The following is a 20,320-nucleotide window of genomic DNA, read 5'->3' on the forward strand; positions in this document are numbered from 1 at the left end:
GTCAGGATTTTCGCTGACGGTGACCGGGTTCTGTGCAGGGAGTATTCAGCCCGCCATGGCTGAGCCATACAGCCACGGCACCGATCGACATCGCCCTGGTCGACGGCGCGAGCGGTCGTAGCCAAGATAGATGTCGATGCTAATTCCATGACTGCCAGTGATTTTCAGGTACTGCGATTGCCACGCTGTCGCGGGTATCGATGAGATTGGAGCTGATGCGATCGAGAGGTGTGGGCATGTTTCGCCGATGCAATTCAGAGTCCGCGATCACCGCGGCGCTTTTGACGCGGTGAGAGGGTTCGGTGGTCACACCAACCCCAGCACCGACAAATCGGCGACGTACTTGCTGATCAGCGTCCGGTCAAGGTGCGGGATGTCGTGAACGTCGCCGACTCCGGCGCTGCGCACGGCATCGCGGAACACTGCAGTCGGAGCTGACGCGCCTCGCACTGGATGCTGTGGGCTGCGGAACGCGTCGAGCAGAGCCAGCACCGAGCGTCGCCGCTGATGTGCGGGAAGGCCGCGCAGCGCACCTTCGAAGCGTCGCACCCACTCGGCGTAGTCCTCGATGCGGGTGATCGCGGCGCCGCCGGCGATCAGCCAGTCCACGATCGCGTCCAATGAGATGTCATCGTCGTGTGGATTCATCACATCGAAGGACGTAAATCCCGCGCGCTGGTCGGCGCCGATCGTCGCGATCGCCTCGGCGACGAAACGAACGGGAAGCCCGTCGTAGTGCGCACGAGGCCGCATTCCGGAACCGTCACCGAGGTAGAAGCTGCCCGGGGCAAGGCCAGTCACCAGCACACTGAGCAGCAAGCGGGTGAACATGTCGGTCTCGTTGAGCTGTCCAGGGTAACGGTCGTGCCCCAAAATCATGTCGGCGCGAAAGACGTTGACCGGCAGTCCGCACAGGTCGTGCGCTTCTCGCAGCAGCACTTCGCCGGCCCATTTGCTGGTGGCGTAGCCGTTGGCGTAGCTGTCGTCGAGGAGGCGGTGTGGGCTGACCTGCCGGATGTCGCCGTCCTCGACGAAATCCGCTACGCCCAGTGTCATTGCCACTGTAGACAAATACGTCACAGGCTTGATGCGCTCAGTGATCGCGAGCCGGATGATCTCCGCGGTGCCAACGACATTGGGTCCGAACAACTGTCCGTAGGGCAGCACATGATTGACCAGGGCGGCGGGATGGACGACCATGTCGACGTCGCGAGCAAGCCGCCGCCAGGTCGGTTCGTCGAGCCCGAGATTGGGCTCGTTGATATCGCCGGGGATGACTTCGAGATGGTGAGCGGCCAGCCTGCGAAAATCGGCCAGGGCTGCTCCGTCGCCGACGGCGAACGCGTCCTCAAGGCGGCGGGTTGCGGCGGCAGCGTCACGGCCGCGCACCAGTGCGATCAATCGGCCGCCGTTGTCTGACAGCCGTTTTAGCCATTCCAGGGCCAGGAATCTGCCGAGCCAGCCGTTGGCTCCGGTCAGTAGCACGGTGGTGATCGTGTCCGCCGGGCTCGCGGCGTGGGGCGCTGCCCGCAATGTGTCTGCGTCGATGAAGCGTGCCAGGACCAGATCGTTGGCGGCGACTGAGGTGGCGTGGGGGCCGTGCACTTGTGCGGCGGTCGGGCGGGCACCGTCGGAGGCGCGTTCACCGTCGATGTATGTGGCCAGAGCTGTGAGGTCGCTCGATGGCCCGATGATGACGCCCACCGGCACCTCGACGCCGAAGATTTCTTCGAGGAGCTTGGAGAAGCTCAGCGCCGACAACGAGTCGCCGCCGAGGTCGATGAAATGTGCGTCGCGGTCGGGTTGATCGTCCGGCAGCCCTAGCAGCGTTTGCGCCGCTTGAATGACGGTATCGAGTGCCGGTCCGGTGCCGCCGGCGCGGCGCAACGCCGAAAGGCCCTCAGAGCGCGCCGCGTCCAGTTCAGCGTACACATGCTCGAGTTGTTGCCCGTAGCGTTCTTTCAGTTTGGGGCGCAACAACTTTCCCACACCAGACAGTAGGCCGTTGCCAGGTGTGAAGGGCTCGTCGTCGATGAGGAAATCGGCGGGCACCTCGTAGGACTGCAATTGGTGGATCCGCGCGACTTCTCGCAGCGATTCGCGCACGGCGGTCTTCAGCGCGAAGCGGTCTTGATACTTTGATCGCGCCTCATCGGTGGGTATCACCACCGCCAGCAGTGTTGAGCGAGCGCTGTTGCCGTAGAGGAAGATTTGACCTACCAGCGGTGCGCTGGCGAAAACTGTCTCCAGGTTCGCGACCGCGACGAATTCGCCCTGGGCAAGTTTGATGACGTTGTTGCGCCGGTCGACGTAGCGGACCTGGTTGGGCGCGATCTCGGCGACCACGTCACCGGTTCGGTAGTAGCCTTCGGCGTCGAACGCGTCGGCAGTGACATCGGGGCGCTTGAAGTATCCCGGCATGGCCGTCGCCGATTTGATCAGGAGCTCACCGCGCGGGTGCGGTCGATCGGTGGTGAAGTATCCCAGCTCGGAGACGTCGGTCAGCCGGTAGTCAAGTACCGGCGGGCGTGCGATGACACCGTCGCGTGATACCACGCCGATCTCGGTCAGGCCGTAGGCGTCGATGACCGGTGCGTCGAGGGTAGCGCGTATGAACTCACGCATCTGGGATGACAGCGGCGCGGTCGTCACCATGCCTAGCAGCACCCGGCCCCCTAGCACCTGTTCACGCAACTCGGCCTTCGCGACAAGGTCGGCGACCGCAGCATCTTCGCCGGCGGACACGAGTTGGTCTACCCGCGTCTGGTGGCGCTGGTGCAGCATGTCGACAACCCTGGGGACTAGCAGGATATGCGTCGGCCGCACTAGTCGCCAGTCATCGAACAGCGTCGACAAGTCGCTTCGTGCAACGAAATAACTGATACCACCTGCTTGCAAGGCAACTGACAGAGCCGAGCGTCCGGCCATGTGATTCAGGGGCGCGAAGTTCACGTTGACGACAGGCAGCGTTGAGTCGATGACCAGGTTGGCTGTCCACAACGCGGTGACCATCCGTTCAGTCCACATGGCGCCTTTCGGCAGCCCGGTACTGCCAGATGTGTACAGGATCATGGCCAGCCTGCTGTCGTCGTCATCCATGTACGGTGCCGGTGCAGCGCGGCCGCGGCCGCGCAGGATGACGGTGCCGAGATCGTCGACGGTGACATCGTGTTCGGCCAGACGGGTGCGGGCAGCCTCTACGGAGGCACGGTGCCAGCGGACCCGGGTGTCGTAGTCGAAGGCCACAAGCCGCCGCACTGACGGCGTGTTCAGCGCGGCCTCGATCCCGATGTCGAGATAGTCCATGCTTACCGTTAGCACTGCGGGCTGCGCTTCTTCGAGCAGCGGTACCAGCCGCGACGCCGCAAGGTTGTGCTGCAAAGGAACCGAGACGAGACCGAGATAGTTGTTGGTCAGATCGATGGTGAGGTAATCGGCGCTGGCGAAGCCGATCATAGCGACGAGATCGCCTGGGGTGAGCGGATTTTCGTCAGAACTCCAAGCGGCGGCAATGTCTTTGACGTTCGACCACACCTGGGCATAGCTCACTGTGTCGAAGTGCGGCTGCAACTCGACCTCGCCTTCGGCGTTGAGCGTGGCAGCGCGCTGACCCAGCGCTGGCCGATCGGCGTAGCCGGTCATCATGATCTCGAGGACCTCAGCCAACCGCAAGCCCGGGCGGCGGAATGCCTCCACAACGGCCGGGTCAGGTTTGGCGGTCTGCAATTGGGAGATTTCGGTGACTTCCGGTACCGCTGCGCGGGTGCGGGCGTCAATCGCCTCTGAGCTCATGGGATGTCCCTTCCTTCGACATCGGTGTGCAACGCGATGTGTTGCCGCCGGCTTCCCTCATCGAGCCTTCAGGGCTTATCTGCTGTGCGTTCGAATCCACCTCGCAGCGGGCGCAGGGCGGGCCTAAAATGTCTGCACGACAACGTATTTGAGGCAACGAACGCGCGTTGTATTCAGCGAGTGAAGTGGCATTAATACGACGAATCGTGGCAGAAATCGGCGCCTCTGCCGGTCTGGACCGGCGACCAGTCGTCAACGCCTGACGACGCCACCGCTCAACCAGCCAAGGTCACCCGACTCGCAGATGTTGCATACAACTCTCACGTTGCCTCGACGCTCGTTACCGTGCGGCCCTCCTCCTGCACCACCCTGCAGCGACGCAATGATCTCGCCCGAAAGGAGGTATCGCAAAAGATGTTGACAGCGCCAACCGGCGATCCTGCGTTGGGTCCGCACCGCGATTTGACCAGTGGGGCAACCGAACACCCGTGAAGAGCTCCGCGATGGCTTTGGGGGATTGCACGAGATGCGCGTCACTGCCAACGATCTCATCGAGGTCGTGCTGGCCTTAACACCAAGGCGGCGGGGCACCTTACGCCCTGTGGGCCGATTCGGCTGGGGGCCGTCGAGCTTGACGGCGTTCGCATGACACCGGTACTCACCTGGCTCGCCGCCGGCCGGGTCCTTCCAGGCGATCAGCTATACCGGATTCGCCTTGCCGCACCTACTTTCTGTGGCGCACAGTCACTTCCGGCTGGTCGCCGGTCAACGGCCTGACCGCCGTCACTGTCGCCGCAATCGCTTGTGCGGTGTGGCTGGCAGGCACCACGCGAGCCAGCCAGCGCGATGAAGGAAGGTCCCGCCCCGGAGACGTTGCCGGGGCGGGACCTTAGGGGAGTTGATCGACGAGCTGCTCAGCCGCCCAGGATCGCTGTGTAACGCGACGGGTCTGAAGTGAGCGTGCTTTTAACCACGCCACTGATATCGTCGGCGAGCACCTCGGTGTGGCCGGCCTGCAGTCCGTCCAGCGCGGCTTTAACGACCTGCTGCGGCTCGACGTTGTCGATCGGGAACTGACTGCCCATCGTGGTGTTGACCGCGCCGGAGTGCAGTCCGACCACAAGGGTGTTCTGGCCGGCGAGCTCGAGGCGCAGCGCGTCGGTGAGGTTCCATGCCGCCGCCTTGCTGGCGCTGTAGCCCGCCATGCCCGGGAACGAGAACCACGACACCGCCGACAGAGCGTTGACAAGGGCGCCGCCACCGTTCGCCTTGAGCACGGGCGCGAACGCCTGCGCCACCGAGACGAGCCCAAACACGTTGGTCTCGAATTCCTGGTGAACCTCGTCGAGGTCAGCGGTGAGCAACGGTTGGCTCGTGGCGATCGCGGCGTTGTTGATCACGATCTGGACGTCGTGCGCCTGCCGAGCGGCTGCGGCCACCTGAGCCTTATCGGTTACGTCGAGGGCGATCGGCACCACACCCTCGGCTTGGGAAACTGTTTCGGGATTACGGGCGGCGGCGTAGATCTTCGCGGCGCCACGCTCACGAAGTTGACGAACCCATTCGGCGCCGATACCGCGATTGGCGCCAGTGACCAGAACTACCGAACCCTTGATGTCCATAGAAGTGCCCTTTCTTGTTTTCACCGACCCGACGTGTCCGCCGGTCACCCGTGCCCAACTGTCCGCTAGTTGCGTTCTATTCCGCTTTCGGACATAACATCTGCTGGGACCTACTGGCTTCGTGCGACATATCGCGCGTTTTGCAAATAACGTGACGTGATGAGTGCATTGATCGTGGGGGCGGGAAGTCACCTCTGCGTTCGACACTGCCCCGGGACTCGTCAACACTCGATCAGGTCCCAAAGGTGGGTTAGCTGAAAGCACTGCAGCGATGCGGCCGAACTCTTCCGGCCGGCACGAAATTTCCTCGGCTGCACTGGAGTTCGAGGACCCAGAGGTGGACTGGACCACGCAGTGTGGCGGCCTCGCTTGCAGCTTCAATGACCAACGCGATGGTGCGCGCTCCCGCGGCGCGATTCCTCTCGATCACCCCGGCCAGACCGGGGGACTGTCGTGGCTGAGAGCCCGTCTGTCGGTGCAGTGGGAATGAAACGTCGCCGACTAGCGCACGAGCCATCGATCTGCGATCTCTGACGATTGCATCGGTGGGCGGCCGCATAAAAGCCAAATCATTTGATAGCCAGCCGAACAACACCCGCGCTACCGTCGCCAGCATCGGCGAGAGCACCCACTACCCGTGCGACGTCGCAGTGGCGGCTCTTTTGGCGGGAGGACGACCGTGCCCGAATACGCTGCGAGACTGCTCCTGCGCACAGACACCGTGTCAGCGTGGGATGTGGTGTGCCCTGGGTTGACTCGGGATCGCGCCGAGGAGGAGTCCGCGCCGGGTGCCCGGTTCGTCTTTCCGTACCGCGGTGTCTATGTTCATGCAGTCGGCCTCAGCGAGTACGTCGCCGACGCCAATCACGTAGTGATCGTCAATGCCGACGAGCCGTATCAGGTCAGTCATCCTGTTGATGGTGGAGATGCCACGCTCACTATCGGCATCGACCCTGTCGCGTTACACGAACTCGCTCCACCGCAATATCTCAGTGCGCCGGGTCGTCTCGCATCGAATTGCCGCGTTCTGCGCATCGATGCGCACACCCAGATCACCGCGGCACAATTGCGTCAACGTCTCGTGCGGTGCACGATCAACCCAGCCGCCGCCGAGACGGTCGCCCTCGATCTGATCCGGCACACGCTAAGTGCCAACGGATCTCACACGGCCCGCAACCGAGACGGCCGCCCGCAACGAATGGTTGACCGTGTCAAGCTTCTATTGTCCGCTGACCCTTCGCGCAAGTGGGCCCTTGAGGAAATCGCTCAATACATCGGCGTGACACCGGTCTATCTCACCGACGCCTTCAGACGGGTTGAGGGTATCCCGTTCTACCGCTACCACATTCGGCTCCGATTGGTCCACTCGCTCGCGGTGCTCGCCGACTACGACACCGTCGAATCGCTCGCCCACAGGTTCGGTTTCCATAGCCACAGTCACTTCAGCTCAGCGTTCAAACAAGCGTTTCAGCAAACCCCGTCGGAGTTTAAACGCTCAATCAGTCCCGGCGGTAGTGCAGGTCTCGCCCATCGCGAAATACGCGCCGTCGACGACGCGAGGGTCTACGTGTCTCGGGCGCTGCGGGCCAGCAAGCCGTTTTCCTAGGCGATGCCGATACCGGCGAGACCGATGACCAACGTGTCAGACAACGATGAATAACCCTGTTTACCAACCTCGATGCACCAAGCCGCAGTTAGTTCAGCGACGCGTTCACACATGTTCAGACGACGCCGCATCCGCGTCGCTCCTGCGTTGCTCGTGTCGTACACAAAGACCAAAGATTTCGACAGTGCTTCGGCGTCTCTATCCTGTAGCGTCGCCAAAGAAATTCTCGAAACATCCGGCTACGCTGCATCATCCGAAAGGTTTGCCGAATGCTCACCTTCTCCCACCGCAATCCCGAGATGCAGCTCGAGCACGGCCGCACCGCCCTCGTCCTCGCCGACATCCAAAACGAGTTTCTCGCAGAGAGCGGGTCGTACTATCCGCTGATCGAAGACACCCTCAAACAGCACAGCGTCATCGAGCATCTCGAGCAACTGCTGCAGTGCGCACAAGACAACGATTACACCGTCATCCATTCCCCGCACTACTACTTTCCGACCGACGGCCAGTGGGTGGCCCCGGCGGGCGCCATCGCGGATTACCTCATCGGTGTCCCTGGGGGTTTCGTGTTGCGGACAGATCCCGTTGACCTCGACGGGCTGCCCGGTTCCGGGGCCGACTATTTCGAACCCTTCAAGAAGTATCTGATGAACGGCAAGACCGCGAATACCTCACCACACAAAGGCTTTTCGACGTGGCACAACGACGTGATCAAGCAGCTGCGGATGCGACGCATCGAGAAGGTGATTATGGCGGGTCCGGTCGGCAACCTTTGCCTGGAAAGCCACATGCGCGACATCATCGAGCACGGCTTCGAGGTCGCCATGGTGCGGGATGCGGTCGCGGGCGGGCGCAACGACGAAGGTGACGCCTACACCGCCGCGATGGTCAACTACCGCTTCATGGCCAACGCGCTATGGACCACCAACGAAACTTTGACCCGGATGACCGCAGCAGCGCAGGCCTGAGGTGTGACATGAAAGCCATCCAGCTCAACAGGCACGGCGATCCAACCGACGGGGTCAGCCTCGTCGACATCCCCGATCTCGGACCGCCAGGCCCCGACGAGATCATCATCGATGTCGAAGCGTCGCCGATCCAGCCGACGGACCTATTGATGATCGCCGGAACATACGGCTATCAGCCGCCAACCCCGCACATCCTCGGAGTCGAAGGGGTAGGCCGGGTGTCAGCGGTAGGTAGCAATGTCACGCATGTGACCGAGGGCGACCGGACACTCATCCCGCCTTTCACCCCAGCTTGGTCGCAACAGGTCAAGACCAGCGCGCCGTGGCTCCGGCCGCTGCCCGACGGCGACGTCAACCAACTGTCGATGCTCGGCATGAACCCCCTCACCGCCTACGTGATGCTGACCGAATTCGGCCATCTCCAGCCGGGAGACTGGCTGCTGCAAAACGGCGCCAACTCCTCGGTCGGTCGAGCGGTGATCCCCATCGCCAAGGCGATGGGCATCCGCACCATCAATGTGGTCCGGAGGCCCGAACTGATCGACGAGCTGCTCGCCCTCGGCGCAGATGTCGTGCTGATCGACGGCCCGGACCTGCCGCAGCGCGTAACGGCCGCGACCGAAAACGCCGACATCATGCTCGCTTTCGACTGCGTCGGCGACACCACCACCGAAGAGCTGCTGAAGTCGCTGGCGCTGCACGGCAACGTCGTGGTCTACAGCGCGATGAGCGGAAAACCGTTCGCGTTGTCGGGCCCACGGTTGCTGTTTTTGGGGCAATCGGTTCATGGCTATTGGGTGTTCAACTGGCTCAACGACGCCGGGAACTGTGACAAGCTCACCGACATTTACGCCTACCTGGCCCCGCTCGTCGTCTCGGGAGCCATCTCATCGCCGGTTGCCGACACATTCGGTTTCGACCAGTTCGCCGAGGCCGCAACCGCCGCAGCGCGATTCCACGGAAAAGCCATCCTCACTCCGGATCCGCGCTGAGGGCGACGGTGCCAACATCACGATTTCAGATGCGCCCTAGCGCTCGGCGATCCGCATCGATCGTTGACAGCGGCCGGTGAGCAGATGACAACGACCCCCGATGTATTGCAGTCCGGGGCCGCGTCTGCGGCCCTCGAGCTCGCCCGCACCACAGAGTCCGCGCCGGTGTTCAACCACAGTGTGCGCAGCTTCCTATTCGCCGAACTGCTGGCCGACAACGACGGCTTGCAGGCGAGCTCCGATTACGATCGTGAGGCCGTGTTTTTCGGATGCGTGCTGCACGACCTGGGCGCTGGATCGAACGCCGCGGGAAGAACCCGCTTCGAAGTCGAGGGCGCCGATTTGGCCGCAGATTTTCTGACCAACCACGGCTATGGCGCCGACACCGTGGACAGTGTGTGGGAAGCCATCGCCTTGCACACCTCCGGCGGGATCGCCGAACGGCGTGGACCGGTCTGCTATCTGGTCCGGGGCGGTATCGGCATGGACTTCGGCCGCAACGTCGACCTTGTCGACGATGCCACCGCTGCCGCGATTCACACGCGCTATCCCCGACTGCACATGGAGCGGGCCCTAGTCGATGCCGTGGTAGCCCACGCGATGAAAAGCCCTGAGGCCGCGCCCCTGTTCTCCATGCCGGCGGTGCTGCTGAGCGATCGGCGAAGCGGTGAACTCACCTCGCTGGAGCGCGCAGCGCACACCAGCCGCTGGGGGGCCTAAGCCTCAAGTCGAACGCTACCGGGGGGCGATAGTTGAGCAACCGACTCCCGGTGAAGATGGTGTTGCCCGGGCACAGGCGGGCCGCCTCAGCGTCAACGTTGGGCCGTTGTCGATGCGTCCATCTGGCGAGCCCTACGCTCACCCCGGTGTCAATGCTGAGCCGTCAGAACAGCTTCGCGGCCTCCAGCTCAAGGGCTTTCATCGTGTTGATGAAGGGGATCGGGCCGTAGCTGATGCGTCGTACGCCGATCTCGGCCAGCCGTTCATTGGGCGGCACACCGTCCATCACCATCACGTTGACCGGCAGTGAGACACCTTCGCAGATCCGGGCGATCAAATGCTCTTCTTGTAGACCCGGGATGAAAAAGCTGGACGCCCCGGCATCGGCGTAGGCCTTCGCCCGCTCTACCGCCGCGCCGACGGTGGCCTCGGGATCGTTGCCGCGACCTAAGAACAGGTCGGTCCGCGCATTGATGAACAGCGGGACTCCCGTCTTGTCGGCCGCCGCGCGAATCGCGGCGATGCGCTGCGCCTGCCGATCGAGCGGGTAAAGGTCGGGCCCGTTGACGATCTGATCTTCGAAATTGATCCCCACAATTCCCGAAGCGATGAGCCGCGAGATGTTTTCTGCCAGTTGGGCATCGTCTTCGGTGTATCCACCTTCGAAGTCGGCACTGACCGGCAGGTCAACTGATGCTGCGATACGCGCGAGGATCGATTCGGCGAATTCCAGAGGGATGGCTTGGCCGTCCTCGTAGCCCTGCGCTTTCGCGACTTCCCAACTGCTGGTAGCGATCACAGGCGCACCCGCAGCGGCGACCGCCTTCGCGCTGCCGGCGTCCCACACGTTGTAGAGGACCAACGGCGTGCCCTGAACGTGGAGTTCGGCCAAACGCTTGGCTTTACTTACTTGATCCATCACAATCCTTTTCGACCTCGTCATCGGCACGGCGCCGCCGGTGCCGCGCTGTGTCACAGCGTTTCTCAGCGGCATTCCGCACCAACGCCTTCAGATGAATGTACGGATTCAGCCCGGCGACGCGCTGTCAAAATATTTGGGTGCCCTTTATCGGCCGGAGGACTGCGTACGATCGGACGCTGAGTCGTCGACGGCGGCGGCACGCGCGCGCAATCGCCAACAGCGACAACAGATATGCCACGTCCGTTGGCCACGTACCTCTCCGTTTGCGGCCCGCCGGATGCACACGTCGCGTGTCGACCGCCAGCTACGCCCACGCCACGATGGAGTGCCATCGGCGCGCGACCCGGGCACAGTCGTAGTGATCAGAATGGCTAAATGCTTTGAGCAACCACGGTTGTCGTGGCTGGTATCGGCGACGTCCGGGGGCCGAGGGTCGGCGTGGCTACCACGCGTCGATATGGACAATATCGTCGAGGGGTACACGTTTGCCGGGTCTGAACGTTGTGCCGGTGTAGTAAGCCACCGGCAGTAGTGTCGCGTGGTAAACGTTGTCGGGATAGCCGACTATCGCGCGTATTTCGTCGTTGACTCTGGTCGTCAAGGACGTCCACGCAGTACCGAGGCCGCGGGTGTGTGCCGCGAGCATGAAGTTCCACGCGGCCGGCATGATGGAACCCCAGGTGTCGGCCTGATCTGCCAGAGGGAGCGCGGTGTCGCCTTCTACTTCGATGCACGGCAAAACCAGAGCGGGAACGTCGGCGAGATGCTCGGCCAGATAGGCGCCGCCGTCTGAGGCCTTGCGCTGTTCGGGTGCTCGCGCCGGGTCGTCGGCGAAGCGTCCCGCGACGGCATACGGCGATGACGCAAGCCAATCCCATTGGCGTTTATAGATTGCACCGATTTGGCGACGCTTCACGGGATCTTGGATGACCACGAAGCTCCAGTGTTGACGATTCGCCGAGGTCGGCGCTTGAATGGCGATAGTGAGGCACTCACGAATCAGCCCGAGGGGAGCCGGGCGATTGAAATCTAGCCGCCTGCGCACTGACCGGGTGGTGGTCAGCAAGGTGTCGGTATCCATCTGCACAACAGGATAATCACCCATCGCGGTGCTCCTTAGTTTCCACTACAGCCGGTGCCGTCCGCAGCCGCGGGGCCACACCACGACGTGCGATCGCGAACGCCGATGTGGTCACACCGTACGCGGGGCAACTACTGCCCGGCTGTCAAAATATTTATTATTTTTCACATCTGTGCCGCGGCCACCTGGCGGCTCCGCGTGCTTGGTGTTGGACTTCCGGGTGGTGTCAATCAAACTGTGGCTGTTCGGTTCTGGTGCGCTTGAGTTCCCAGAACTGGGGGTAGGCGGCGAGTGTGTTCATCGCATCCCACAACTGGCCTGCCTGCTCGCCGCGCGGAATGCGCGACAACACCGGGCCAAAAATGGCCGCGCCGTCGATGTGAATGATGGGGGTTCCCACGTCGGGGCCGACAGGATCGGTGCCCTGGTAATGACTCTGGCGTAACGCGTCGTCGTTTGCGTCGGTGTCCGCGGCCTGCGCCAGCTCGGCGGGCAGCCCGAGTTCGGCTAACGACTCGACGATCACCGCGTCGAAATCTTCGTTGCCGCCGTTGTGGATCCGAGTTCCCATGGCGGTGTAGAGCGGAAGCAGTACGCCGGGGCCGTGGGCCTGGTGTGCGGCCGTAACGACGCGAACAGGCCGCCACGCCTTGGCCAGCCGTTGCTGGAAATCGACATCCATCTGGTAGTCGGCCGGCTTCTCGGTGCGACCGCTGTTCAAGATGGCCAGGCTCATCACATGGAACTCGACGTCGAGATTACGAGCGTTCGTGACCTCCAGGATCCATCGCGAGCTTATCCAGGCCCAAGGGCAAATCGGATCGAACCAGAAGTCGATGCGGCGCGGCTGGGTCATGGACAGAGTTGTCCTCTCGTAACAGGGCGTTGTCTGGCGGCATCAACGCCGAATTGAGCGCGGCCACAACAAGTGTCGGGGTCACAATTTCGTATGCCGGTGCGCGCCGTGCTATCGCTGCAGTCCAGCCGTGCGCTCGCCGTCTCGGCACGGTTCAACGTTGTTCTGGTACCACCGACAGCGCCGAGTTTAGAAAGGGCTCAGCGCAGCCCGCTGTCGAGATATTTCGGAATTCGAGGTCGCGGGGCGCTCAGTGTGCAGGCGGCCGCCCGCGCATCGGCCCCGTGGTCGGTGCCGGTTGGCGACATCCTTGAGCGTGGTCAGCGACGGCGCGTTTTGGGGACAAGCAAAGAGATGAACTTTCTGACAGTGCGGTGGGCCGGCGGTCCCGTAACTTTCGTTAAGGGGAGCCGAGGTGTCGCGCCCCGATCGCAGATTGGAGTGCCGTCGACATGACGACCGCGCGGGAAATTTTTCTCATCTATGCACAAGCAATGGCTGATGGTGACGCGGCGGCCGCGGCCGCGTGCTACGCCGAGGACGGGGTGCTCGACTTCCCATTCTGGCCGTTGTTGGGGTTGACTCCGCGATACGCGGGTCGCCCTGCGCTGCAGGCCTATTTGAGCAAGCTGTTGGACATGGTGCCCGGTTTCAGATTTACCAACATCACTGTCCACATTGACGCCCCAGATGCGATGTTTGCTGAGTTTTACGTCGACAAGCTGACTCGCGACGGCCGCCGATTCGACTTCCATTACGGCGGCCTCGTGCTGGCCGAGGACGGCAAAATGAAGCTGCTGCGCGAATTCATCGATCAGATACCAGCGGCGATCGCTCTGCTGCCCAACGGAATTGACGATGTCCTTGGCCGCGTCGCCGACAACAGTGGCCTCGATGAGTGACGCCTACATCTTGGGTGGAGTGCGCACCCCGTTCACGCGTTACGGCGGATCGCTGTCGCACCTTCGCCCCGATGATCTGCTCGGGACGACGATGCGCGGTGCCTGCGACCGTGTCGGCGTTGCTGTCACCGACATCGAAGACATCGTCGCCGGCTGTGTGAATACGGCCCATGAAGGCATGGGTGATATCGCGCGCTGGGGTGCACTTGCGGCGGGTTTCCCCGACAGCGTCGCCGGCGCGACCATCAACCGGTATTGCGGATCATCGCTGAGCGCTGTGGTATCGGTCGCTCACGCCATCAAGGCCGGAGATCTGGGCCTCGGTATCGCCGCCGGTGTGGAGTCGATGTCGCGGTCGGGGTGGGCCTTGATGAAGGGTGAGGAAGCGTTCATGCCCCGCGGCCCGGTCATCATGCTCGACACCATGTGGTCAGGCGCTGGTGGCGCGCCGAATCCGAAGCTGTTGGCGCGCAACGCCTATGTCGCCATGATCGAGACGGCGCAAAACGTCGCGAACCGCTATCAGATGACACGAGAGCAGATCGATGCATTCGCGCTGCGGTCTCAGCAGCACGCGAAAGCTGCCCGCGACGCGGGTCGTCTCGCGAAAGAGATCATGCCGGTCACGATCGCGGCGACACGAAAGAGCCCCCAGCGCATTGTCGAGCATGACGAATTCATCAGAGATGACACCACGGCTGAGAAGTTGGCCAGCCTGCCGGCGCAGCCGGGAACGACGCAGATGACTGCAGCCAATTCCACACCGCTGTCTGACGGGGCTTCTGCGGTGGTGCTCGGTTCCCGTCAACGCGCTGACGAACTCGGTGTCACACCGCTGGCGCGAGTGGTGTCTTCGGCCGTCGCTGGAATAGATCCTCTGGTGATGGGGATAGCGCCGGCGTGGGCGATCCCCAAGGCGCTGGAGCGCGCAGGATTGGCGCCTGAGCAAATCGATGTGTGGGAGGTGCACGAAGCATTCAGTGCTCAGGCCCTGGGTGTGCTGCGCGAGTTACCGAATCGCCTCGGCGGCTTCGAGGTGCCCGACGAGAAGCTGAACCCCAATGGTGGCGCGGTGTCGATCGGGCATCCCTTCGGAGCCACCGGGGCGCGATACGCCTTGAGTCTTGCCCTCGAGCTCAAGGAAAAAGGTGCGCGCTATGGCGTGGCCGGGGTGTGTATCGGTTCAGGCCAGGGCATCGCCGTCGTGCTGGAAAACGCCCATCATGGCTAATGCTTGCGGTTGGACGCGCGGCCCGATCCGGTTGTCGCCCAACGTGACACGGCGGGAAAGACCTAAAGATTGTGAAAGCGCGACCGGCCGGATGTGGCGTATTGTCGCTGGGTCCGCAGGGTGGACGGTTGTGAGCGCTGCGGCGACGCTGACGTCGCCGCGGCGCCAGTCTGTCCGTGCCATGCCCGCCGATCTCCGCGTACTGAAGCTGAGGCAAAAGTCGCAGCGTTGTATCCACCTACCCAGGGGGGTTAGTCGTCGTGAGTGTGTCCAGAAGCCGTCGGCTGTTGGAAAGGTTTTGGGTTCCAGCGTTGGCGGTCATTGTGGTCGCGGTTGCCGGGTTTTCCATCTACGGCATGCACGGCATCTTTGGGTCGACGGACATCACCAAGAGTTCGGGAAACAAGTTCGTCATTGCACAGTTCAATCCCAAGAACATCAGGTACGAGATCTTCGGAGACTTCGGTGGGTGGGGCAGGGCGACGTACTGGAATGTCGACTCCAAGCCGGTCGACGTGAACTTGACGTCGTTGCCGTGGTCGCATGTCGAGACCACCACGATGACAACGGCGACCGCGGACATCACTGCGCAGGCGGCCGGTGGAAATATAGGCTGCCGCATCACCATTGACGAGGTGGTGCGTTCCGAGCACACGGCTAGCGGCGATCACGCTGGTGTGTGGTGCCAGGTGCTGTCGGCATGAGCGACAACGGAGACAGCGGCCGCCACGCAGCCGGCGCTGATGGCAACGCCGACACCGGCCCAGTGCAGGTCCAACACGCACCACCGCCGGTTGAGCGGCCGTTTTTCGCGCGCAACATCCGGCGGTTCTCGCCGGTAGTCGTGCTCGCCTGGTTGGTGTTTCTTTTCGTGATGAATTCGATTGTCCCGCAGCTTGAACCGGTCGTGGACGCTAACCGCGAGCCGCTGGTTCCCGTCGATGCGCCATCGACGAAGGCGCTGCAACACATCGGTCGGGTGTTCCATGAAGGTGACAGCAACGCACTGGTGTTCGTCGTCTTCGAGGCCGACCACAAGCTCGACGACAAAGACCACGTCTTCTACAACGAGATGGTCAAGAAGCTACGCGCCGACAACCACGTGCAGTACGTGATGGATCTGTGGAGTGAAGGCACCACTGCGGCCGGTGTGCAAAGCAACGACACCAAGGCCAACTTCACCCTGGTTCGTGTGGCGGGCGACATCGGGTCGACACTTAACGACGAGTCAATCATCGCGGTGCGCAACATACTTGATCATTTGCACCCGCCACCTGGACTGAAGGTTTACGCGTCAGGGTCGGCCGTGTTGTCGGCGGACATGATCTATGTCGGCAATACCAGTCTGAACACCATCATGTTCGTCACCATCATCCTGATTACCGGTATGCTGCTCATCGTCTATCGGTCGCTGCCCACCGCGTTCCTGATCTTGTTCATGGTGCTCGTGGAACTGTTCTGTGGCCGCGGCATCGCCGCTTTTATGGTCTATCACCATTTGATCGACATCTCGGTCTATGCCGCAAATACGTTGGTGTCTTTGATATTGGGCGCTGGCACCGACTACGCGATCTTTCTGATCGGCCGTTACCAGGAAGGCCGCCTCGCGGGGGAGACGCGGGAGCAGGCCTACTACTGCGCAATCAGCGGGGTGTCGCACGTGATCCTCGGGTCCGGTGTAGCGGTTGCGGGCGCCATGTACTGCATGAAATTCACCCGGTTGAACTACTTCAACACCTGCGCGGCGCCGTGTGCGGCCGGAATGCTGGTGGCGGTCACCGCCGCGCTCACCTTCGGGCCCGCGATCCTGACGATCGGCAGTCGGTTCGGGTTGTTCGAACCGAAGAAACACCAAAAGGGACACGGGGTTTGGAACAAGGTCGGCACGGCCGCCGTGCGCTGGCCCGGTCGGATTCTGCTGGTCGGTTGCGTGGTCGTGCTGGTGGGCTCGATCACCTTGATCACCTACTACCCGAACTACGACGACCGGATCTATTTGGCCCACACCACTCCGGCCAACCAGGGTTATGAGGCCAGCGACCGGCATTTCCCGGTCAGTAAGCTCAACGCCGACATGCTGATGGTCGAATCCGACCACGATCTGCGCAACAGCGTCGACATGATCGCCGTCGATCGAGTCGCTCGCGCAATTTTTCATACCCCCGGAGTCGGGATGGTCCAGGCCGTCACTCGGCCACTCGGTGTGCCACTAGAGCACTCCTCGTTCACCTACGCCCTGGGCACGGTAGGGACGAAGATCAAAGAAGTTCTGCCCTACCTGCATGACTTCAACAACCGGCTCGACGACATCTCCGCGGTCACCCAGAGCCTGCAGGCCCTGACCCGCCACCAGCAAGACCTCACCAATCAGCAGGCCGGATCGGCGCACCTCAACGCCCAGGCCGCGACCGACCTCTACGAGACCACGAACCGGATGCGGGACAATTACGCTAACTTCGATGACGTGTGGCGCCCGATCCGCAGCTACTTCTATTGGGAGAAACACTGTTTCGACATTCCGGTCTGCATGTCGTTCCGCTCGCTGTTCGACATGACCGACGGGCTCGACCAGTTGGCCGAGCAATTCGAAAAAAGCATGCAGGCCGCGCTCATCCAGGACAAGGTAACTCCGCAACTCGTGGAAACGTTGGGCCGCAACGCTGATCTGCTCGGCCGTTTCGACGATCTGGTGAAGGCCGAGCACAGCACACTCGAGCCCCTGCTCACCCAGCTCGACGCCCTGGGTCTGCAGACCATGGATCTCGGCCACTCGTTCGACACCTCGAAGAACGATGAATTCTTCTACATACCACCAGAATCCTTCGACAATCCCTACTTCAAGATCGATGAGAAGTACTTTGTGTCCCCCGACGGGCATGCGGTCCGCTACCTGATCTACCACGACGGCGAAGCCCTCACCGAAGCCGGCATCCAGCACGACCAGACCTTCCTGCCGGCGGTCAAGGAAGCGCTCAAAGGTACGACGCTGGCCGGGTCGAAGGTCTATCTCGGCGGCGCGGCAGCGACTTATTGGGACATCAAAGACGCGACCAAGATCGATCTGCTCATCGCAGCGACTGCGGCGTTCTCATTGATCTTCCTGGTGATGCTGTTCATCACCAGGGCCGTCATCGCGTCGCTGGTGATCGTCGGCACGGTCGCGTTTTCGTTCTCCGGCGCATTCGGCATGTCAGTGCTGATTTGGCAAAACCTCTTGGGCATGCCGTTGAGCTGGTGGAACGTGGTGTTCTGCTTCATCCTGCTCGTTGCCGTCGGGTCGGACTACAACCTGCTCCTGGTTGCCCGCTACCTCCATGAGAGTGAGGCCGGGCTCAACACCGGTCTGATCCGAGCGGTGACGAAGTCCGGTCGGGTGGTCACCACCGCCGGCATTGTGTTCGCGGTCACGATGATGGCCATGGTCTCCAGCGATCTCACCTCGGTCGGCATGTTCGGATCGACGGTCGGTATTGGGCTCTTGCTGGACACCTTGATTGTGCGGTCACTGATCACGCCCGCGCTGGCACGACTGCTCGGCCCGTTTTTCTGGTGGCCGCGCATCATCCGGCAGCGCCCAGCCCGCACGGGCAGCGGAGCGGTCGCCCCGGAGCACCGCCACACCGACGACCTCTACCGCACCGTCGTGTGACCGTGGGATTAATTCGGGCTCTTATTGCGTTGGGGTGCAGAGTATTCAACGCTGTTACCGACAGGGGGGCACAATGAGTGGGGCCCACGAGCTGACGTTGTTTGACGACGGCGACCAGTCGTTTGAGACATCGATCGATCTGGGCGCCTTCGACAGGGCGACCGAGCATCGGCTCGACGATTTCTCATCGATCACAATGGTGCACAGCCTAGTTCGGGGGCACGACGCTTTGCTGCAGCAGATGCGTGAGCTACCCGGATGGGAGCAGCGCCGGCGGTGGATGTTTGACCGAATGGTCGATGAGCCGCGACTGACCAATGAATTCACCGACATCGCTGCGGCGCCGGGCATCGTCGTCGACATCGCCGACGCCCTGAGCGCATACTGCGGCGTGCGCTTTGACGCCCTCTGGATGAATTGGTATCGCGACAACCAGGACAGCACTAGCTGGCACGCCGACCGCCCGGCCAACATCCCGGCGACCGCCACCGTGCCGGTGCTCAGCCTGGGTGCGACCCGTCGCTTCCTGATCCGTCCGCGCGGCGGGGGTGCGAGCACGTCCTTTACTCCACTGGCGGGCGATGTCTTAATCATGCGCGGCCGCTGCCAACGGGATTGGCAGCACAGCGTGCCCAAGCAGCAAGCGCTCGCAGGCGGGCGAATCAGCCTGAATTTCAGCAGCAGTGAGCAGGTCCGTTCGTAAACTCCTTACTTGGGTCGCAGCCGCTCGGCTGCAATGCAGATCAGGCTTCGAACCGCGGCGGTGCCTGAAAGTACGGCTCCTTGTCACGGCCAGTCAGGCACGCCCGGCGTCAGCGATGTTCGCCGGATGATGGGTGAGTGCTGAAGCGTTGCCGGTAATCCGACGGCGTCACCCCGCGTATCCGTAAAAACGAGCGGCGCAATGCATTAGCGCTGCTAAAGCCGCACTGCTCGGCGATTTCGTCTAGAGAACTTGAGGATTCCTCGAGTCGGCGCTGCGCGGACTCGACACGAAGCTCATCTACGTAGCGTGCCGGAGTCTGTCCGATTTCTCGGTTGAACACGCGGGCGAAGTTACGGGGGCTCATGTGCGCTCGTGCGGCCAGAGCGTCGACAGACAGGTCGGCGGTCAGGTTGTCGACGATCCACATTTGCAAGTCCCGCAACGGCACTCGGTCAGCGGTTTGATTCGCGAGGGTGGTGCTGAATTGAGACTGCCCGCCCGGTCTGCGCATGAATAGCACGAACTCGCGTGCAATCGTCATCGCGACCTGGTGGCCGCAATCCTCTTCGACCAATGACAGGGCCAAATCCATTCCGGCTGTGACGCCGGCTGACGTGTAGACATTGCCTGATCTGATGAAAATGGGCTTGGAATTGACGAGAACCGACGGGTAGCAGCTCTGCAATCGGTCGCTGAAGCGCCAATGCGTCGTAGCCGTCCGTCCGTCCAGCATGCCTGCGGCCGCCAACGCGAACGCCCCGGTACAGATCGAGCCGACCCGGCGAGACTTCTTGGCGGCGCGCCGAAAGGCAGCCATGAATTGCTCATCTTCAATGACATCGAAAATGCCGTACCCGCCAGCGACGATGAGCGTGTCGATGCGGCCGCGGATCTCTGCGAGTGCGGTGTCGGCCCACAGCCCGACGCCTGACTCGGCGCGGAACTGTCCGGCTTTGGGCGCTGCGACTTCTATCCGGTAGGCGTCGGCCTCGGCGAATACCTCGTAGGGGCCCGACAGATCCAGGGATTGGACACCGGGAAAACCGATGATCACCACGCGCGGTCGGCTCATAGTTCATACACCCTTCGTTGGGATGACTTCGATCGCCTTCTCAGTGTGGCAGAAAACGGCGCATTTATGTCATAGCAGACAACGCTGCGGGCTCGTAGCGTAAATGGTCTAGGGGGCATGCCGTGGTTTTGAGCAAAAGCGCTACTGCAGTGACTGAGAAGTGTAAAGCCCGACGCCAGTGAGGATTTGGCAGATGACCGG

General features: G+C 62.2%; 15 protein-coding genes. 9 read left to right on the forward strand and 6 right to left on the reverse strand.

Translation table 11 applies throughout. The features are described from left to right. Window positions 1-306 precede the first annotated feature (306 nt). Both car and MKK62_RS08610 read right to left on the reverse strand, forming a co-directional pair. A complete protein-coding gene (gene car / locus MKK62_RS08605; protein WP_240261478.1) occupies window positions 307-3,792 on the reverse strand; it encodes a carboxylic acid reductase in 3,486 nt (1,161 codons plus the stop codon). Between the two features lie 914 nt (window positions 3,793-4,706). After that, the gene (locus MKK62_RS08610; RefSeq protein ID WP_240261477.1) at window positions 4,707-5,414 is read right to left on the reverse strand and encodes an SDR family oxidoreductase; all 708 of its coding nucleotides are present in this window, start codon (window positions 5,412-5,414) and stop codon (window positions 4,707-4,709) included. An 871-nt stretch (window positions 5,415-6,285) separates the two neighbouring features. Between MKK62_RS08610 and MKK62_RS08615 the strand changes: the two genes are divergently transcribed. The 4 genes from MKK62_RS08615 to MKK62_RS08630 all read left to right on the forward strand — a co-directional run bounded on the left by MKK62_RS08615 (window position 6,286) and on the right by MKK62_RS08630 (window position 9,700). Continuing rightward, window positions 6,286-7,020: an AraC family transcriptional regulator gene (locus tag MKK62_RS08615; RefSeq protein ID WP_240261476.1), complete on the forward strand. Its 735-nt coding sequence runs from the start codon at window positions 6,286-6,288 to the stop codon at window positions 7,018-7,020. Window positions 7,021-7,289: 269 nt separating this feature from the next. Further along, window positions 7,290-7,988, forward strand: a complete 699-nt coding sequence (locus tag MKK62_RS08620) for a cysteine hydrolase family protein (RefSeq protein WP_240261475.1) — start codon at window positions 7,290-7,292, stop codon at window positions 7,986-7,988. Between the two features lie 8 nt (window positions 7,989-7,996). Then, window positions 7,997-8,980, forward strand: coding sequence for a zinc-dependent alcohol dehydrogenase family protein (locus MKK62_RS08625; RefSeq protein ID WP_240261474.1), 984 nt, complete (start codon window positions 7,997-7,999; stop codon window positions 8,978-8,980). Window positions 8,981-9,064: 84 nt separating this feature from the next. Next, on the forward strand, window positions 9,065-9,700 hold the full coding sequence (locus MKK62_RS08630) for an HD domain-containing protein (RefSeq protein ID WP_240261473.1): 636 nt from the start codon (window positions 9,065-9,067) through the stop codon (window positions 9,698-9,700). 163 nt (window positions 9,701-9,863) lie between these two features. On the opposite strand, the gene MKK62_RS08635 is transcribed toward MKK62_RS08630, so the two are convergent. From MKK62_RS08635 to MKK62_RS08645, 3 genes are all read right to left on the reverse strand, one after another. Next, a complete protein-coding gene (locus tag MKK62_RS08635; protein ID WP_240261472.1) occupies window positions 9,864-10,619 on the reverse strand; it encodes an isocitrate lyase/PEP mutase family protein in 756 nt (251 codons plus the stop codon). Between the two features lie 445 nt (window positions 10,620-11,064). Beyond that, window positions 11,065-11,727, reverse strand: a complete 663-nt coding sequence (locus MKK62_RS08640; protein ID WP_240261471.1) for a nitroreductase family protein — start codon at window positions 11,725-11,727, stop codon at window positions 11,065-11,067. Window positions 11,728-11,929: 202 nt separating this feature from the next. Next, the gene (locus tag MKK62_RS08645) at window positions 11,930-12,559 is read right to left on the reverse strand and encodes a mycothiol-dependent nitroreductase Rv2466c family protein (RefSeq protein WP_240261470.1); all 630 of its coding nucleotides are present in this window, start codon (window positions 12,557-12,559) and stop codon (window positions 11,930-11,932) included. Between the two features lie 494 nt (window positions 12,560-13,053). Between MKK62_RS08645 and MKK62_RS08650 the strand changes: the two genes are divergently transcribed. From MKK62_RS08650 to MKK62_RS08670, 5 genes are all read left to right on the forward strand, one after another. Then, window positions 13,054-13,461: a nuclear transport factor 2 family protein gene (locus MKK62_RS08650; RefSeq protein WP_240261469.1), complete on the forward strand. Its 408-nt coding sequence runs from the start codon at window positions 13,054-13,056 to the stop codon at window positions 13,459-13,461. After that, window positions 13,454-14,692, forward strand: a complete 1,239-nt coding sequence (locus MKK62_RS08655; RefSeq protein ID WP_240261468.1) for a thiolase family protein — start codon at window positions 13,454-13,456, stop codon at window positions 14,690-14,692. The genes MKK62_RS08650 and MKK62_RS08655 overlap by 8 nt, the downstream gene beginning before the upstream one ends. 260 nt (window positions 14,693-14,952) lie before the next feature. Next, window positions 14,953-15,396, forward strand: a complete 444-nt coding sequence (locus MKK62_RS08660; RefSeq protein ID WP_240261467.1) for an MmpS family transport accessory protein — start codon at window positions 14,953-14,955, stop codon at window positions 15,394-15,396. Then, window positions 15,393-18,341 carry an MMPL/RND family transporter gene (locus MKK62_RS08665; RefSeq protein WP_240261466.1) on the forward strand — a complete coding sequence of 983 codons (2,949 nt, stop codon included), beginning with the start codon at window positions 15,393-15,395 and terminating at the stop codon, window positions 18,339-18,341. Before MKK62_RS08660 ends, MKK62_RS08665 begins: the two co-directional genes overlap by 4 nt. Window positions 18,342-18,414: 73 nt before the next feature. Further along, entirely contained in the window at window positions 18,415-19,044 is a 630-nt protein-coding gene (locus MKK62_RS08670; RefSeq protein WP_240261465.1) for an alpha-ketoglutarate-dependent dioxygenase AlkB, read from the forward strand. A gap of 109 nt (window positions 19,045-19,153) precedes the next feature. On the opposite strand, the gene MKK62_RS08675 is transcribed toward MKK62_RS08670, so the two are convergent. After that, window positions 19,154-20,119, reverse strand: a complete 966-nt coding sequence (locus MKK62_RS08675) for a GlxA family transcriptional regulator (protein WP_240261464.1) — start codon at window positions 20,117-20,119, stop codon at window positions 19,154-19,156. Between the last annotated feature and the right edge of the window lie 201 nt (window positions 20,120-20,320).

Origin of the sequence: Mycobacterium paraterrae (assembly GCF_022430545.2) — a bacterium.
GTDB classification, from domain to species: Bacteria; Actinomycetota; Actinomycetes; order Mycobacteriales; family Mycobacteriaceae; genus Mycobacterium; species Mycobacterium paraterrae.

Coding starts and splice junctions, on each gene's coding strand:
- car (WP_240261478.1), bottom strand. CDS start 3,792: ATGAGCTCAGAGGCGATTGACGCCCGCACCCGCGCAGCGGTACCGGAA.
- MKK62_RS08610 (WP_240261477.1), bottom strand. CDS start 5,414: ATGGACATCAAGGGTTCGGTAGTTCTGGTCACTGGCGCCAATCGCGGT.
- MKK62_RS08620 (WP_240261475.1), top strand. CDS start 7,290: ATGCTCACCTTCTCCCACCGCAATCCCGAGATGCAGCTCGAGCACGGC.
- MKK62_RS08625 (WP_240261474.1), top strand. CDS start 7,997: ATGAAAGCCATCCAGCTCAACAGGCACGGCGATCCAACCGACGGGGTC.
- MKK62_RS08630 (WP_240261473.1), top strand. CDS start 9,065: ATGACAACGACCCCCGATGTATTGCAGTCCGGGGCCGCGTCTGCGGCC.
- MKK62_RS08635 (WP_240261472.1), bottom strand. CDS start 10,619: ATGGATCAAGTAAGTAAAGCCAAGCGTTTGGCCGAACTCCACGTTCAG.
- MKK62_RS08640 (WP_240261471.1), bottom strand. CDS start 11,727: ATGGGTGATTATCCTGTTGTGCAGATGGATACCGACACCTTGCTGACC.
- MKK62_RS08645 (WP_240261470.1), bottom strand. CDS start 12,559: ATGACCCAGCCGCGCCGCATCGACTTCTGGTTCGATCCGATTTGCCCT.
- MKK62_RS08650 (WP_240261469.1), top strand. CDS start 13,054: ATGGCTGATGGTGACGCGGCGGCCGCGGCCGCGTGCTACGCCGAGGAC.
- MKK62_RS08655 (WP_240261468.1), top strand. CDS start 13,454: ATGAGTGACGCCTACATCTTGGGTGGAGTGCGCACCCCGTTCACGCGT.
- MKK62_RS08665 (WP_240261466.1), top strand. CDS start 15,393: ATGAGCGACAACGGAGACAGCGGCCGCCACGCAGCCGGCGCTGATGGC.
- MKK62_RS08670 (WP_240261465.1), top strand. CDS start 18,415: ATGAGTGGGGCCCACGAGCTGACGTTGTTTGACGACGGCGACCAGTCG.
- MKK62_RS08675 (WP_240261464.1), bottom strand. CDS start 20,119: ATGAGCCGACCGCGCGTGGTGATCATCGGTTTTCCCGGTGTCCAATCC.